This window comes from Enterobacter sp. B79-1 (genome assembly GCF_057444735.1).
This window is the reverse complement of sequence record NZ_JBYAZJ010000005.1, coordinates 23,151-38,685: the sequence shown is the minus strand read 5'-3', so window position 1 is coordinate 38,685 and position 15,535 is coordinate 23,151. Positions and strand designations below refer to the sequence as shown.

General features: G+C 46.0%; 13 protein-coding genes, 1 other RNA gene and 2 pseudogenes. 7 read left to right on the top strand and 9 right to left on the bottom strand.

Annotation, left to right across the window (positions count from 1 at the left end; genetic code table 11):
- Positions 1-32: 32 nt before the first annotated feature.
- The 3 genes from AC2T6E_RS14985 (at position 33) to AC2T6E_RS14975 (ending at position 3,015) form a co-directional block, all read left to right on the top strand.
- The gene (locus AC2T6E_RS14985) at positions 33-1,388 is read left to right on the top strand and encodes a 3-isopropylmalate dehydratase large subunit (RefSeq protein ID WP_214606182.1); all 1,356 of its coding nucleotides are present in this window, start codon (positions 33-35) and stop codon (positions 1,386-1,388) included.
- A complete protein-coding gene (locus tag AC2T6E_RS14980; protein ID WP_010434257.1) occupies positions 1,378-1,917 on the top strand; it encodes a LeuD/DmdB family oxidoreductase small subunit in 540 nt (179 codons plus the stop codon). Before AC2T6E_RS14985 ends, AC2T6E_RS14980 begins: the two co-directional genes overlap by 11 nt.
- Before the next feature lie 87 nt (positions 1,918-2,004).
- Entirely contained in the window at positions 2,005-3,015 is a 1,011-nt protein-coding gene (locus AC2T6E_RS14975; protein ID WP_454539380.1) for a taurine catabolism dioxygenase TauD, read from the top strand.
- A 105-nt stretch (positions 3,016-3,120) separates the two neighbouring features.
- On the opposite strand, the gene AC2T6E_RS14970 is transcribed toward AC2T6E_RS14975, so the two are convergent.
- A complete protein-coding gene (locus AC2T6E_RS14970) occupies positions 3,121-3,516 on the bottom strand; it encodes a DUF7079 family protein (RefSeq protein WP_486692520.1) in 396 nt (131 codons plus the stop codon).
- Positions 3,517-3,533: 17 nt separating this feature from the next.
- The gene (locus AC2T6E_RS14965) at positions 3,534-4,103 is read right to left on the bottom strand and encodes a hypothetical protein (protein ID WP_454539379.1); all 570 of its coding nucleotides are present in this window, start codon (positions 4,101-4,103) and stop codon (positions 3,534-3,536) included.
- A 508-nt stretch (positions 4,104-4,611) separates the two neighbouring features.
- On the opposite strand from AC2T6E_RS14965, the gene AC2T6E_RS14960 reads away from it, so the two are divergent.
- Complete coding sequence (locus AC2T6E_RS14960; RefSeq protein WP_215230152.1) at positions 4,612-4,923, top strand: hypothetical protein; 312 nt, start codon at positions 4,612-4,614, stop codon at positions 4,921-4,923.
- Here the strand turns inward: AC2T6E_RS14960 and AC2T6E_RS14955 are convergent.
- On the bottom strand, positions 4,904-5,704 hold the full coding sequence (locus AC2T6E_RS14955; protein WP_486692357.1) for a DUF4225 domain-containing protein: 801 nt from the start codon (positions 5,702-5,704) through the stop codon (positions 4,904-4,906). The genes AC2T6E_RS14960 and AC2T6E_RS14955 overlap by 20 nt on opposite strands.
- 486 nt (positions 5,705-6,190) lie before the next feature.
- Here AC2T6E_RS14955 and AC2T6E_RS14950 point away from each other — a divergent pair.
- Positions 6,191-6,546: pseudogene (locus AC2T6E_RS14950) on the top strand (phage polarity suppression protein); the annotation flags it as partial.
- Positions 6,547-6,808: 262 nt separating this feature from the next.
- On the opposite strand, the gene AC2T6E_RS14945 reads toward AC2T6E_RS14950, so the two are convergent.
- The 4 genes and pseudogenes from AC2T6E_RS14945 to smpB form a co-directional block, all read right to left on the bottom strand.
- Positions 6,809-10,021, bottom strand: a complete 3,213-nt coding sequence (locus tag AC2T6E_RS14945) for a P-loop NTPase fold protein (protein WP_486692355.1) — start codon at positions 10,019-10,021, stop codon at positions 6,809-6,811.
- Positions 10,021-11,222, bottom strand: a pseudogene (locus tag AC2T6E_RS14940) (integrase domain-containing protein). The gene AC2T6E_RS14945 and the pseudogene AC2T6E_RS14940 overlap by 1 nt, the downstream one beginning before the upstream one ends.
- Positions 11,223-11,416: 194 nt before the next feature.
- Positions 11,417-11,780, bottom strand: a transfer-messenger RNA (tmRNA) gene (gene ssrA / locus AC2T6E_RS14935).
- Positions 11,781-11,869: 89 nt separating this feature from the next.
- Positions 11,870-12,352: an SsrA-binding protein SmpB gene (smpB, locus tag AC2T6E_RS14930; protein ID WP_006178063.1), complete on the bottom strand. Its 483-nt coding sequence runs from the start codon at positions 12,350-12,352 to the stop codon at positions 11,870-11,872.
- 156 nt (positions 12,353-12,508) lie between these two features.
- Here smpB and AC2T6E_RS14925 point away from each other — a divergent pair, with 156 nt between their 5' ends.
- The gene (locus AC2T6E_RS14925) at positions 12,509-12,946 is read left to right on the top strand and encodes a type II toxin-antitoxin system RatA family toxin (protein WP_010434164.1); all 438 of its coding nucleotides are present in this window, start codon (positions 12,509-12,511) and stop codon (positions 12,944-12,946) included.
- Positions 12,936-13,223 carry an RnfH family protein gene (locus tag AC2T6E_RS14920; RefSeq protein WP_008502503.1) on the top strand — a complete coding sequence of 96 codons (288 nt, stop codon included), beginning with the start codon at positions 12,936-12,938 and terminating at the stop codon, positions 13,221-13,223. The genes AC2T6E_RS14925 and AC2T6E_RS14920 overlap by 11 nt, the downstream gene beginning before the upstream one ends.
- Positions 13,224-13,331: 108 nt before the next feature.
- Here the strand turns inward: AC2T6E_RS14920 and bamE are convergent, their stop codons facing one another.
- Both bamE and recN read right to left on the bottom strand, forming a co-directional pair.
- A complete protein-coding gene (bamE, locus tag AC2T6E_RS14915) occupies positions 13,332-13,670 on the bottom strand; it encodes an outer membrane protein assembly factor BamE (RefSeq protein ID WP_014884883.1) in 339 nt (112 codons plus the stop codon).
- A gap of 138 nt (positions 13,671-13,808) precedes the next feature.
- Positions 13,809-15,470 (bottom strand): DNA repair protein RecN, encoded by a 1,662-nt coding sequence (gene recN, locus AC2T6E_RS14910; RefSeq protein ID WP_010434161.1) that lies wholly within the window; start codon positions 15,468-15,470, stop codon positions 13,809-13,811.
- Positions 15,471-15,535: the final 65 nt, after the last annotated feature.

Sequence of the window (15,535 nt, the reverse complement as noted above, 5' to 3'; positions counted from 1 at the left end):
TAATTTCCTCATCAGATAATGAGGAGAAAAAAATGAATATTCACGAGACTGATGATTATGCGTCGGTAAATATCAATCAGGGGATGACGTTAACCGAAAAAATTATCGCCAAAGCCAGTAACAGAACGCATGTTTCACCGGGTGAAGTTATTTTCGTGAATGTTGATGTATTGATGTCCCACGACCCCTGCACGCCTGGCGTCGCCAGCGTATTTAAAAAAGAGTTTGGTGAGGAAGCAAAAGTCTGGGACCCGGATCGTTTTATTATGATCCCTGACCACTTTGTTTATTCCGCAGACCCACAGGCGAATCAAAATATTCGGGTGATGCGGGAATTCGCAAACGCGCAAAATATTACGCATTTTTATGATGTGGGTACCCCAGACTATAAAGGTGTGTGCCATATCGGTCTGGCGGAAGGGGGACATACCCGGCCGGGAGAGGTGCTGTTGGGGACTGATTCTCACACCGTGACCGCTGGCGCTTTTGGCACTTTCGCCATTGGCGTGGGGATCACTGACGGGGCGTATGCCCTGGGCACGGGGGAGATCCCGCTGATGGTTCCCGCCACCATAAAAGTGAATTACTACGGAAAGAAAGCGAAAAGCGTCCAGGCGAAAGATTTAATTCTGGTGTTGATGAAAGAACTGGGCGTGGAAGGGGCGACCTATAATGCCATCGAATTTACCGGAAACGTCATCGACGAATTATCGGTCGAAGAGCGGATGACGATGTGCAATATGGTCGTGGAGTGCGGGGCTAAAAACGGCATTATGGTGCCGAATCAGGCCACGCTGGATTATCTGGCGACCCGAACCCGCATCCCGTATACCGTGATGACGCCTGATGAAGATGCTCAATACGTTCGCACGATTGATATTGACGTCTCGGGATTAACCAGCGTTATTGCACGGCCACACTCGCCGGATAATGTGGTGGCGGTAGCGCAGCTGGAAAACATTGCTATTTCACAAGCCTATATTGGCTCCTGCACGGGCGGTAAAACGGATGATTTTATTGCTGCTGCAGAAATACTCTGGCAGCGCAAGGTGACCATTCCAACCTATGCCGTCCCTGCGACCAAAGAGGTATTACATAATCTGATCACCACGCAGGTGAAGGGCCGTTCCGTATACGAAATTCTGACCCGTGCTGGCGTCAAATTATCGTCTGAACCCGGCTGCGCGGCCTGCTGCGGCGGACCCGCGGATACCTTTGGCAGAGTCAGGGATCCGATAAGCGTGATTTCAACCACCAACCGTAATTTTGTGGGACGAATGGGAAATAAGGGCGCGATGATTTATCTGGCCTCACCGTATGCCGTGGCTGCCGCAGCAGTGTCCGGTTTTATTACTAATCCAGAACGGTACTTAACTAATGACTATTAATAACGTAATGCGCGGTACGGTTTATGTGTTAGGCGACAATATCGATACCGACCAGATATTAACGGCGGAATATTTGAAAATTAACCCGGCCTCTGCGGAGGGGCGTGAAGAGCTGGCAACGCTTGCCATGTGCGGACTGCCGGAAGGGGCGCTGCCGTTTATCAATCCGCAGACGCAGCGTGCCGGTTATGACTTTATTGTGGCCGGGAAAAATTTTGGCTGTGGCTCTTCGCGCGAGCATGCGGTAGTGGCACTGGGAGCATCCGGCGTGAAGGCCGTTGTCGCGCAGTCGTTCGCCCGTATTTTTTTCCGCAACTGTGTATCCACGGGGCAAATCATGCCCGTCACGCTGAATGAAGGCTGCGATATCCGTGCGCTGAAAACGGGGGATACCATTGAAATCGATTTAGACGCTCATCAGATCGCTACTGCTGATGGGATTCTGAAAACCGCTCCGGTAGGGGAACTTGCGAACATTGTCGCCGCGGGTGGCTTGTTCGCTTACGCAAGGCAAACAGGAAAGATTTAATCCATTACAACCATAAGACTCAAAACAAGACGCCTTACTTTCTCAGGGTGCAGCGTCTGTTTTGAGCGTACATAAGGCAATCAAACTATGATCACCCAGCTAGAGTTTAACGATCTTCAAAAAGATGAGCTATCAAAACTTATCAGCCGCGTCACCATCAGCCCTTATACGGACTACAAACTTTTCAAGCAGTCCATCACCGAACTCATTGAACATGGTCTGGTGCCTACTTTTTTTGTACAGGCCTGCGAGCGCGTCAGGCAAGAACGCAAGGATCAGGGGATTAACGCGCATTTATTAAAAAACGTTCCACTCGACACCATCATTCCTGAATTTGATCAGACCAATCCCGTTAACGATAAGTACGCCAAAAAGCTGACCTTTGTTGGAGAGGCGCTGCTGGAACTGTTCGCTCAGCTCACCGACTCCCCGTTACTGGCCTACCGCACGCGCAACAACGGTGATTTTTTCCATGATGTTTATGCCGACAAAAAATACAGCAACACACAAACGCAAAAAACGGACGGCGAACTTTACTACCACAACGATCGTACCGCTCACCCCGTGCGCGCTGATTTTCTCAGCTTATTAGGCATGCGTTGCAGCGAAGAAAACCTGATTTTTACCGGCTACCTGGACGGTAAAGCGATTCTGGATAACCTGAAAGCTGAATCCCAGGAGTGGTTACGAAAGCCGCTTTTTCTTACCCCTTTTGATGAATACTCTCGCGATTCGAACGCCAGCCAGATTGATTCTGAACTGCATCCGATCCTGGAAAATATTCATACTTTTCGCTACTACGACACACGAACGACTTATTCTCCGGACGCGCCAGCAGAGGCGATCAAAGCATTGATTGACCTTAAGGTGTCGATCACCAAAGCGGCAAAAGGCCGCGTCGCGATTAACAAAGGCGACCTGTTCTCCTTCGCCAATCAGGACTCTTTGCATAACCGGGAAATCATCCAGGTGCGAGATCCTTACTCCGCGGAAAAACGCTGGCTGCTAAAAACCTACAGCTTCCGCAACCCTGAGGTGATGAATATGTATCACAACTATTTCGATGCCGAGCTGCCGGGGTTTGTGGTCGCCGAGTAAGCTTGACCTGACGGGTATATAAAAACCGCATGCCTGAGGTGTGCGGTTTTTTGTCTGTGCGAGAAGACCTGTGCTATTAACATCCTTTAGTTATCATCTCGCTTTCTAACTTATTACACCTTTATCCAGCTCAGCGGATAGCCCGTTAAGTTCCTTGCTGATGTGTTTACGCCGTTGTTTTAACAGTAGCCGGGCAGAAATGATGCGTTCGATAATTGTCGGCATTCTTTTCAAATACGCTGTGACAAGCCGTTTGATGTCTTCCTCTGACCAACCGTCCATCACCGGCGTTGGGTTGTAAAGCAGATTAGCCTGTAGAGCAGGGGTGACTTCCTCATCCACAATTCTGAAGATCTCTTCCCGGTTTAATCTGGATTTTTTCAGCACCTCTGCCATCCATTGATAGTCATACTCCTGGAGTTCGCGGCCGGTAAAGAGTTCTGATAAGGCGTGCCAGACGGTGACGCGGGCGATCAGCTCTACATCATTTAAGGAGAACATCCTGTTTAATAATGGCTTCAACTTATGTTCTCCGGAGTGGAAGTGGCAGAAATCGCTATGTGTTTTTTCAGGCTTGGCTCCCGTTTAACACCTTTCGGGTCGGAAACAAAAGGGAGACGCAAGCGAGGTGAATCTGATACTTCCACTGCCCAGATATAATCCCCAATAAACCTGAAATTCACGCTATCGTCAGTGATCTGGAGGTCAGCAAAACTTCCTGTCGAGTATTCATTATCTAAACGAACAACTTCTTTAAGCCCGTCATGCACGTCGATAAGGGCAATGGTCAACGATTCCTCGAAAATGACATCGTCTGTCAGAAACAGGATGTAACGCTGGTCATTAACCTGAACAGCTGCTTCCAGTACGAGCCCGGGAACGAGAATACCCATGCTTTCGCCATTAAGTACGACGTCACACTGAGCCTGGGTTAACTCGCTAGCTTCGCGGGTTAATATCAGAGATAGTGATTGAACCTGCTGCATCATTAATTCCGGGTATGTTTCCATGTCTGGACTGGAAGCGTTTTGTGGCTGTGGGTTCGCTAAGAAGAAAACATAAGCTTTTGATGGTTTACTGGCAAACAAATTTGCCTGGTTGTAGAGCTGTTCATGTTACTGAATTTATCAATGGAGAGCCGCATTCGGGTGTTGTCGTTCATGTTTTGGAGCATGACCACTCGCGATGGCAGGGCCCCGTACTGTATCCAATTAAGCTATTACAGCTCTTGCATCAGCTTAATAACTTGTCCGAACAATTTAGCAAGAACTAGGCTTATCAGGGGGCTGCATAAACTTCATGTCAGTTGGCCAGTTTTTTTTTTCTGAGATCTCGGTATACTGGCTTCGCGTAGAGGGAAGGGGAATGACGTGGCGATATCGGAAGAAGTGTTACTTAAATCTGGTTTTACAAATGAAGAGCNCGTACTGTATCCAATTAAGCTATTACAGCTCTTGCATCAGCTTAATAACTTGTCCGAACAATTTAGCAAGAACTAGGCTTATCAGGGGGCTGCATAAAGTTCATGTCAGTTGGCCAGTTTTTTTTTTCTGAGATCTCGGTATACTGGCTTCGCGTAGAGGGAAGGGGAATGACGTGGCGATATCGGAAGAAGTGTTACTTAAATCTGGTTTTACAAATGAAGAGCTTCGAAAGCTTAAACGCTATGTGGATACGCAAAGTACTACATTGGATATTTTGCTTCCTGCTCTTTCAAATCGATTTAAAGGGATTGTCATTCTATCAGCCATACTTATCGTTCTGTTCATCCTGGCAGTGTGCTTCGCGTCCCCAGAAAATATCATCTCATCAGGTGTAGCTGTACTGTTTATCTTTAGTATCTTCTGCTGGATGACTCCCCTCAAGTTAACGTATAAAGCCTGGCGGTTTAAGAAGGATTATCAATAGTCAGTAAGTCGAAAACGATTTTTGCGTTTATGCCATATCCGATTATTTTCATAGTTAGTTTCGGTCGACTCATTGAGTCCATTTTTCTGTAAAAATCTGAGCGCATAAAATAAAACAGGCGCCAGGAGCCTGGTTTTCGAAGTAAACCGAATACGCTGTACGCATTTGCAGCAAGACTTACCGTTTTATAGGCTGCCAGACCTGTTTCACTGCGAAATCCCATAAACTCCGCTACTGACATCGCTGTGTCAGCGACAAACCCTTGGGACCCAGATTTTTTCAGTAATTGATTATTTACTTCTCTGGATACGGTATTTGCCGCATCAATCACTAATGTGGCACCTAACAAGACTCCGACAGGTGTCATTGAACTAGCAAGGATCAATCCACCCGCGGCTTGTAAACCTGCAAAAACAACCTGCACAGCGGAAATCACATAACCAACGATTTTGTTGTTTTCCTTGATGAATTCAACTTTGGCATAAATCTGTGCAGCCTTTGTCCTGAGTAAACGATCCTGTTCAAGAAGATTTTCGTTCTCAGCCCTTAGATTTTTTATGTAGGAAATCCCTTCTTCCTCAGACTTCGCTTTGCGGGCAAGAGAAAATTGCTCAGTGATGAAAGACTTAATGTCTTCCATGAAATGAATTCTGGTGAGCCCATCTTTGAGGTGGCTAGCCGCTACCATGTTTGCTGTATTAATGAGTTTTCGAGCTTCAAGATTAATCATGGTCGCTGACCATGCGTTAGTCCGTTGTCCTGTAAGAAGCGAAATATCCATTATTACCCTCATGTACGATTTACGGTAGTACCGGCCAAGAGCATATAACAATCTGTATTCGTTTGTACATATTCTTGCCATGAAAGAAGCTATGCAGAAGCAATTTTCCTAATCCAGGAAAGCCCTCTTTGCTACCTTTATGACATGCTGTAACTCCCCAGCCGAATTGTATCCAATTAGTAATACAAGTAATAGAGAACTGTATGTCTCTGACAGCGTATTATTAACTGATGTCGGAATAGAGACTTTCTGAAATAGTACTCGATGCTGATTCTCACTATCTTTTGGCAATAATAGTGCTTCTATGTCTAAATGGGCGGTAGCCGTTTAATGTGCTGGCGCACCAGTATGAACAGCCATCCGAAGTGACTAAAGCGATCATACTGACGCTACTCAAAGGTATGAGGAGTCAGGCAAGCATTTCCACCCGGCTGCAACTCAGGGATAAACTAACGTAGGTCGAAAAGGCATACCGCGAAAAGCTTGCTTCATTCGCATGAAGAGTTGCAGCGCATCAGCATCCTAACCGTCTGAATGACTTTATGCAGGCGCAGGGCGCGGAGTTGGCCGCCGTCCTTGTCCCCGAGCTGATGAATTATTCCGGGCAGCATGCCGCCATTCAGCGCTGCGTCATGCAGCACTCACTCGACTGTCTGCGCGAGGTGCTACAGCTCTGGCTGGTCGCCGGTGAAAAAATTAATTATTCGGCGCAGGATAATGACATTTTAACGGCCATCGGATTCAGGCCTGGCACGGCTTCGCGCGAGGATAGTCGTGAAAAATTCACGCCTGCACAGAACCTGAATTACATCCGCCGTCGTGCAGAACTGGTCGTGCAGTAGTCCGCTTAAAAATCCCCGAAAATCCCGCCATTTTTACGTATAAAAGCCATGCATTCATAAGGTGCATGGTTTTGCATGCGTTTTACAAACACTGGATCCCTTGCCAGCACCAGCACTGGCGCACCCTGAGGCCGGTCATGCACCTGCATTAAAAGCGCCCCCTTAAGCGGGCAGGCGTGGCGGGGAGAGCATTGCGCGCATGGATAGAAATAATTAATTTTTAATCCCCCCTCAATATCTAAGATTGAGGGGGCTATGCCTTTTAGTCGTTCTCTAAGCTCAATTCCTGAATTTTGCTTTTAACGGGGCCCTTTTCCTTAAGGCGAGGGAATAACTCAGCGTTACTCGCGATGATAGTTACTACAGACTGTTTATCACTGATATTCCATTTTGAAAAGTTTATATTTTGCCGGTCTAGCCATGAAGCTATGTCTGGATTAGTGCCGACTTGATTAAATAGACGAGCAATTGCTCTTGAACCTGATGTTGATTCATCATCTGAATAATTCAAGACGTCTGAAAAATACTTTAATAAAGCGAGTGGTCTTTTAACATCAAGGTCTCTCATGTATATCAAATCACTTAGATCTCTTAATGCTATTTCTTTGGTGTTATCTGATAAGGTATCAAAAATGAGGCGAGGGAGCGGTCTGTCTATAGCGTCAATTTTATATGTTTCATAGAAATTAAAAATGAAATCTTTAGCAAAATCGAAATGCTCAGAATTTTTCTTCGAGAACTCTAGAATCTTCGAGTAGGAAGGGTGGTTTTCATTAGCGATTTTATCGAATTTATCTTGTGTATCTACCTCACCTTTGAAACTTTGAATCAGCGATCTTGTTAATTCATTCGTTTCTGGGTTATTAACAACGTAATCGATTAGGGAATCATCAATGTCTGTAATGTAGGTATTCTCAATTGCATCGCATAAAGCACTATGATTATTTTGTATGAAGCATTCAATGAAATTATCTGAGAGATACTGTGTCATAACTGAGAAGAAGTCAGCCACAATAGGATTTACATCGCTAATTTTTAGCATTTTATTATTTGCTAATAATTCCAAAGAAGGAACCAAGTATTCATTCAAGGTCTCATTGGTTAACGCTTCAAATATGTGCGTGAAATTAGATATATACTTTAGGTAGCAACTGAAGAAGTAAGTTAAATCGTCTTCGACAGAGATATACTGCTTGTAGCTATCTATTGATGCAATATTTTTACTTGCAATCATGTGTGACATCCAATGTGCAAGACAATTGCTCTTCCAATCAATATTATAATTTATAATTCGCGCGTAATGAGGGTTGAGATTTGCAGAATGCCATTGTGGAGTCAGCACCATCATCTCAAATAATAAAATATTTTGAGGTATGCTGACACTTGTAAAACTGTTAAAGATTGACTCCAATCCAGCCTGCAATCCTTCTTTCAAAACCAACTTGATTCCGTCACTTTCAAATTCAATATGCTTACTTACATTTTTTTCAGTAAGGTTAAAGTCAACTCCACCTGCGAAGAGTGATTGTAGGCCACCAATGAAATCTTTTGATTCTAATTTAATCTGTTCAATCTCCAAACTCTCAAATGATAGGGGTTTATCTTTGAGGTTAAGTATGTAGAAAACAGTTTTGGGGGCACTTGATAGATTATTTAATACATTGTATCCGATTAATTGTGAAAGCAATTCTCCATGATGTAATGCTTGTTGTATTTCCGTATTGTTTTGACCAAGCTCGATCAACTTATCATCATCACAAGTAATATACTTAGCGATATCTTGTACTATTGTTTTTTGGATATTGCTTAGATATAAACCATGAACATTAAATCCATCTTTTTTCAAAGAGTTTAATGAAGGCAAGAAATTTTCATTATCCAAAGTTGACGCACCTGATATGTCCATGGTATCTAATGCTTTTATAACCTCAGGCAGTATTTCTTTAATAATTTCGTTCTTTTCAGAAGTCATTTTTGAAAGCGTTATGAACCAATCAGTTGGATCTGTTGTGTCAATAACTCTTCTCCATGCTGATACAAAACCAAACATATTTGAAATTCGCGCTAGCTCCTCTGAGTTATACTGAGTTAGTGCGAGTTTAAGAGGTTCATCAATTAACTCTCCTTCAGCGAGTTGAGCGTTAGTTTGGAAATTTATGCATAGCAATTCATCAATCCATTTCTTACGGTCATTATTATAAATTCGTTGAAGCTTTCTAATGCTCTTTTTATACTTATCCCTTGTCTTTTCATCCAGATCGCTGCTTTCAAAATTATCAATTAAAAGGTATTCGAAAGGAAGGTCATTATGCTTCGTAGTTAAAATATAATATGCACATGTTATGTTTCTTACGTCATAAGGGGTTGATAGCGAAGTTATCTGTATGTCATTGATAAGTTTTTTTAAATATCTTGGGGTTATTGGTTGATAAGCCTTTGGAAGCCAGATTTCAATCAGTTCTGATGTGTCATGGTGCAAATTTTCGGATTCACTTGGAAAACTTTGCTGCCAAAAATGAGAAAAAACATTCCGCCATCCAGCTGATAATATTGGTGGGATTTGGAAACTAATAGGTATTCTCTTGGAAATAAACTCTCTTCCCTCATAAATATCTTGTGATAATGATTTTGCTACATGTTCTGATGAATAGGGTATTAATAGCTTTAGTCTTTTTTCAGATGAATTACTGATTAATTCAATGTCGCTCCATAGCTCTTTAACTTTTTCAGATGGAATTCTATCTAGATTGTCAACAATTAAGAGGAATTTTAATCCAGGTGGTATACACTCCTTAAATCCACTAATGGCATTATGCAACTCAATACTACCTACATCCTTTGAAACAAGCATTTTCTCTGAGATTATATCTACAGAATTTTTTTTAATAATATTCCCGAATTTTAAAGATCTATCCCAAAATGAACGAATGAAAAAAATTGCAGACAGAAGCAATGGTGATGTGAGGAATAAAATAAACAAACCCATGAGCCAATAACTCATGCTTTCTGATGGTTTACCCCACTCAGTCTGAAGTGGCCGAATTGACTGTGTACATATAAAAAGAGAGAATAAAAAAAGTATAGCCCAAGTGCTTATTTCACTATCTTGAGTCTTCTTATAGGTAACATTGTTCCCAAGAGCATTATCTTTAAACTCTCTTAGGTTTGGCTTAAGTGAATTAGGTATATTGGGTTCTAAACCATCGTATATTTTTGTTATTAGAGCTTTTTTTGTTGAACCTTGCTGGTATAACTCTGCATCGAAATTAATAAAATGAAAATTACCATTGGGAAGATTTTTCTCAAGAAGTTTTATAACTGTGGATTTCCCTGAACCTAATGGCCCGTTTATCCCAACGATATTTACGTCATCTCGCATAAGAGTATTAGCAATTTTTAACGAGATATTATTGTGACTGTTACCATCAATAATGTCTTCAGTAGAAGGTGACTCTGTGTGTAAAATAAATGACATTACCATTCTCCATAACTGTTTTTAATCTTAATGCCCCACCATGCCATAAGATCTCGCCTTTGATTCAGGTATGTACTTCTATTATAAGCCTTGCGTACCTCATTTTTGTCTGTGTGCGCTAGAGCTGATTCTATAACATCTCCATTAAATCCTTCTTCGTTTAAAGTGGTACTGGCGATAGAACGCAGACCGTGTGCAACTAACTTACCACCATATCCTATACGCTTTAAAGCGGCATTAGCAGTCTGGCTATTCATCGGTTTTTTTGGATCGTTCCTACTCGGGAAAACATGTTCTCGGTGACCACTAATGGGTTTCATCACTTCAAGAATATCCAATGCCTGAGGAGACAAAGGAACAATGTGCTCACGTTTAGCCTTCATTCGTTCGGCAGGAATCGTCCAGAGCTTTGAACCTAAGTCAATCTCTGTCCATAGAGTGCCAGAAGCCTCCGAAGGGCGAACGAGTGTCAGGAGTTGCCATTCAATCAGGCAGCGAGTCGAAACAGAGAGATTCGACATCATCAAAGAGCGCATTAGCTTCGGCAATTCTTCTGGCCGCAGTGTCGGCATATTTTGCTTCTTGGGTTTCTCAAAGGCCATACCTATACCTGATGCTGGGTTTGCATCAATCAGACCCGTGTTAACCGCATAAATCATTATTTCGTTAATACGCTGTACCAAGCGGCGAACTGTCTCCAGTGCCCCTCGTGCTTTGATTGGCTCAAGTGCTTCAACAATCGTTCTGGCCTTTATCTCCTGTACGGGTATCGCACCGATTGCCGGGAACACGTCTTTATCCAAAGAACGCCAAATATCCTTTGCATAATCCTCTGTGACACTTCTGATTTTTATCTGAAACCAGTAGCAGCCACTGTTGAAAAAATGCTGTCTAACTCAATTTTACGTTGTTCTGACGCTTGTTCCTGTTGCTGCTGTGGATCCATGCTATGCGCGAGCGTGGTTAAGTGCTGGTCGCGTATCTGACGAGCTGCTGCGAGTGTAAGGGCAGGGTATGAGCCGAGACTCAAATTTGTGCGGCTGCTGCTTCCCGGTCGTTGGTAACGGAAGCGCCAAAGTTTTTTACCAGAGGTTTTTACGAGTAAGAAAAGACCGTCACCATCATGAAGGGTAAAGTCTTTTTCGCGAGGTTTAGCTTTCAGAATTTCGTTGTTAGTGAGGGGGCGTGTGATGCGCGCCATGTCTGGATCCCTTCCATAATTGGTACACGTTTAATGGAGCAAAGTATAGCGTGTACCTAAACGTGTACCAATTTTTACTGGATTCAGGCGGATAGCCTCGGACAACGACAGACACAAAAAAGCCCGCAGGGCTTGCGCCGTGCGGGCTCTCAGGACTTCATCGGATGACTCTGGTAATCACCGATGGAGAATTTTGGTGGAGCTGGCGGGAGTTGAACCCGCGTCCGAAATTTCTACATCCTCGGTACTACATGCTTAGTTTGTCTTTACATTCGCACGCCAGCTGCGGACAGACACGCCACTAACGAACTAGCCTGATTAGTTTTAACGCTTCAACCCCAGGCAGGGCTTCCACGCGATCTCTTTTGGGTTTGACCTCTCTTTGATCCCCGTCTTAAGAGCGGAAGCTAGGGAGAGAGGGCTCTTAGCAGGTTATTAAGCTGCTAAAGCGTAGTTTTCGTCGTTTGCGACTATTTTTTTGCGGCTTTTTACGAGGCAAACCGCCCCTCGGCATGCACCTTGGGTTTCGCAAATCCCGTCGAATCCAGAATCAGCCCCAATAGTGTTGAACTGAGTATACCAGATTTCACTTCCTGGATACCAGCCCGAAACGCTAACTTATTGAATAGTACAATAAGTGTGCAGAATCAACGTCCTGCGTTTTTCATGATGCGCGCTTTATCCAACTGCCATTCGCGCTCTTTCAGGTCAGTACGTTTGTCGTGCTGTTTTTTACCTTTCGCCACGCCAATTTTCACTTTGCACCAGGCATTTTTCCAGTACATAGAGAGCGCAACAACGGTAAAGCCTTCACGGTTGATGCGCCCGTAAAGAGATTCAAGCTCACGCTTGTTCAGCAGTAGTTTACGCGTGCGCGTTGGGTCGCATACGTAGTGTGAAGAGGCGACGGTCAGCGGTGTAAAGTTCGCACCGAACAGGAAAGCTTCGCCGTCTTTCAGGATCACGTAACTGTCGCCAATGTTTGCTTTACCCGCGCGCAGCGATTTTACTTCCCAGCCCTGCAGCGCAAGACCTGCTTCGAATTCTTCTTCAATGAAATACTCGTGGCGAGCACGCTTGTTTTGCGCAATGGTCGCCGATCCTGGTTTATGTGCTTTTTTCTTCGTCATAAGTGTCGTAAAGCCGTCGGTAATCTGATTTCAAAAAGTCACCTCATTGCGTCCCGTGAGGTCTAACGCGCTATATTAGCACGAGATGAGGCTTAGCGTTTTTTTAACAGGTGATAAATGTTATTATTTGTCCGTTGTGTGACCATGGAAAATGCTATGCCTCAGATTAGCCGTACTGCGCTCGTGCCTTACAGCGCGGAACAAATGTATCAGTTAGTGAACGACGTTCAGTCTTATCCTGAATTCATCCCCGGGTGCACCGGGAGTCGTGTTCTGGAGTCCGGCCCAACGCAGATGACGGCGGCGGTGGATGTCTCCAAAGCGGGGATCAGCAAGACGTTCACCACCCGCAATACGCTGACCGATAATCAGAGTATTTTGATGCATCTGGTGGATGGTCCGTTTAAGACCCTGATGGGCGGCTGGAAGTTTACGCCGCTGAGCGCAGATGCCTGTCGTATCGAATTCCAGCTGGATTTCGAGTTTACCAACAAGCTTATTGAGCTGGCGTTTGGCCGCATCTTCAAAGAGCTGGCGTCTAACATGGTTCAGGCGTTCACGACCCGCGCCAAAGAGGTTTACAGTGTCGCATAAGATTGCGGTGGAAGTGGTGTATGCGCTGCCGGAAAAGCAGTATCTGCAGCGCGTGACGCTGGAAGAGGGGGCCACCGTCGAGGCGGCTATTCGCGCGTCCGGCATCCTTGAGCTTCGCAGCGATATCGACCTGGCGAAGAATAAGGTCGGGATTTACAGCCGTCCGGTGAAACTTGGCGACGTCTTGAAAGAGGGCGACCGGGTTGAGATTTATCGCCCGCTGATTGCTGACCCGAAAGAACTGCGTCGTCAGCGTGCGGAGAAGGCCAGTAAGTAGCGCTTTCTTCCCCGGTGGCGCTGCGCTTACCGGGGCTACGATACTTCGTAAGAACTCAGATACAAAAAAGGTGCTCATTGAGCACCTTTTTGCATTTCTGACACCTGATTACTTGGTCAGGGCAGGCTTGTTGTCGATGTTGGTTAAGACACCGGCGCTGCTGAAGGTCAACGTCAGGGTCTGCTGGGTCACGTCTTCGTGGCCTGGCTGCTGACGGAATACATAGAACCATGTATTTGTACCGAACGGATCGGACATCATCGGGGTTCCCAGTGCATAAGCGACCTGCTGTTGTGTCATTCCCACGCGGATTTTGGACACATCGTTAGGGGTAAGGTAGTTCCCCTGGTTGATGTCAGGACGGTAAACCACTTTCTCCAGAGTGGAACAGCCTGCGGTCAACATCAGAAGAACCGCTGCGGCAGCGGTCAGCATTTTACAACGCATAGTGATTTGATTCCTTTTCGGGCCCGAGCAGAACGCGGCTCATATGTAATATGCCGATGATAATAGACCTTGCCCCACTTTGAAACCGGTCTGGCGGCGTTTTTGTTGTTCTCTATGACTCTGAGATCCCGAAAAAGTTTATGCCGCCAGCAGTTCTTTCGCATTCGCGAGCGTATTGCGGGTGACTTCGCTACCACCGAGCAGGCGCGCCAGCTCCTGCAGACGCGCGCGTTTATCCAGCGGTTTCATGTGCGTTTCGGTCATTTCACCATCCGTCTCTTTGCTGACGATAAAGTGATGATGACCACAGCCAGCCACCTGTGGAAGGTGGGTGACACACATCACCTGAGTCGATTCGCCCAACTGGCGCAACAGTTTGCCTACAACGGCCGCTGTCGGACCACTGATCCCTACATCCACTTCATCGAAAATCAGCGCCGGGGTTTCCATTTTACGCGCGGTAATCACCTGAATCGCCAGTGCAATACGCGACAGTTCGCCGCCGGAGGCGACCTTAGAGATGGCCTGCAAAGGCTGACCTGGGTTCGTGGTGACGCGGAATTCGATGCGATCCGCGCCTTCCGCAGTCAGGTGGCTCTCTTCGAAGCGAACATCAATACTGAACACGCCGTGCGGCATCGCCAGGGTGTGCATGCTGTCGGTGATGTGCTGGCTTAACTCCTGCGCATAGTGCTGACGGATATCGTGCAGCTGTTTCGCTGTTGCCAGCGCCTGCTGATGGTGCAGGTTTACCGCCAGAGACAGCGTTTCCAGTGAATCAGCCTGATCGTCGAGCTGGTGTTGTTCATCAAGGAGAGACTGATAAAAGGCTGGCAACTCCTCCGGCGTGACGTGGTGCTTACGCGCCAGTGAGATCTGACGGGATATACGCTGCTCAAGCTCAAACAAACGGTTCGGGTCGAGATCCAGACGTTCACAGTAGTGGCGCAGTTCGTCACCCGCTTCGGAGATCTGAATGGCCGCTTCTTCCAGCATATCCAGGACGCCAGAGAGTTTACTGTCCATCCCGACCAGTTCGGTAACCAGTTGACGGACGTTATACAACTGGCTCTGTAGATTTACGTCTTCGCCATCTGCCAGCATGTTGAGTGCATTTTGGCTGGTTGAAAGTAAATGACCGCTGTTAGCCAGACGTTTGTACTCTTCGTCGATTTGCTCAAACTCTCCCGCCTGCGGGTTGAATTCGTTCAGCTCTTTAAGCTGATACGCCAGCAGTTCCGCACGGGCTGCTCGCTCCTGACTTTGCTGCTGATGTTGAGCGAGTTCACGGCAGCTCTGATGCCACTGGCGATAGTGTTCCGCCATAAGCTGAGTAAGCGCGTACTCACCTGCATAGCCATCAAGAAGGGCCTTCTGCTGCTCGGGTTTAATCAACTGTTGATGCGCGTGCTGACCGTGGATTTGGATAAGCAACTGGCCAAGCTCGCGAAGCTGGGAGAGGGGGACCGCTGTACCGTTGATAAAACCGCGGGAACGACCGTCGCTGCTGATGACGCGGCGGAGTAAACACTCACGTCCGTCTTCGAGCTGGTTCGCTTCCAGCCAGCGCAGGGCTGCAGGGGTGTCTTTCAGGGAAAAACGGGCGCACAGGTCGGCACGGGTTGCGCCCCGGCGCACCATATCGCCCTCTGCGCGGCCGCCAAGGCACAAGCCGAGGGCATCAATGGCAATAGATTTACCCGCACCGGTTTCACCGGTGATTGCCGTCATGCCGCTGTGGAAGTCGATCTCAAGCTCACGAACAATGGCAAAGTTGCTGATGGTCAGTTGTGCCAGCATAATTGTTTTCCTGTATGAAAAACCATGACTGTGTTTTCATACAGTATAAACTGGTTTTTTATACA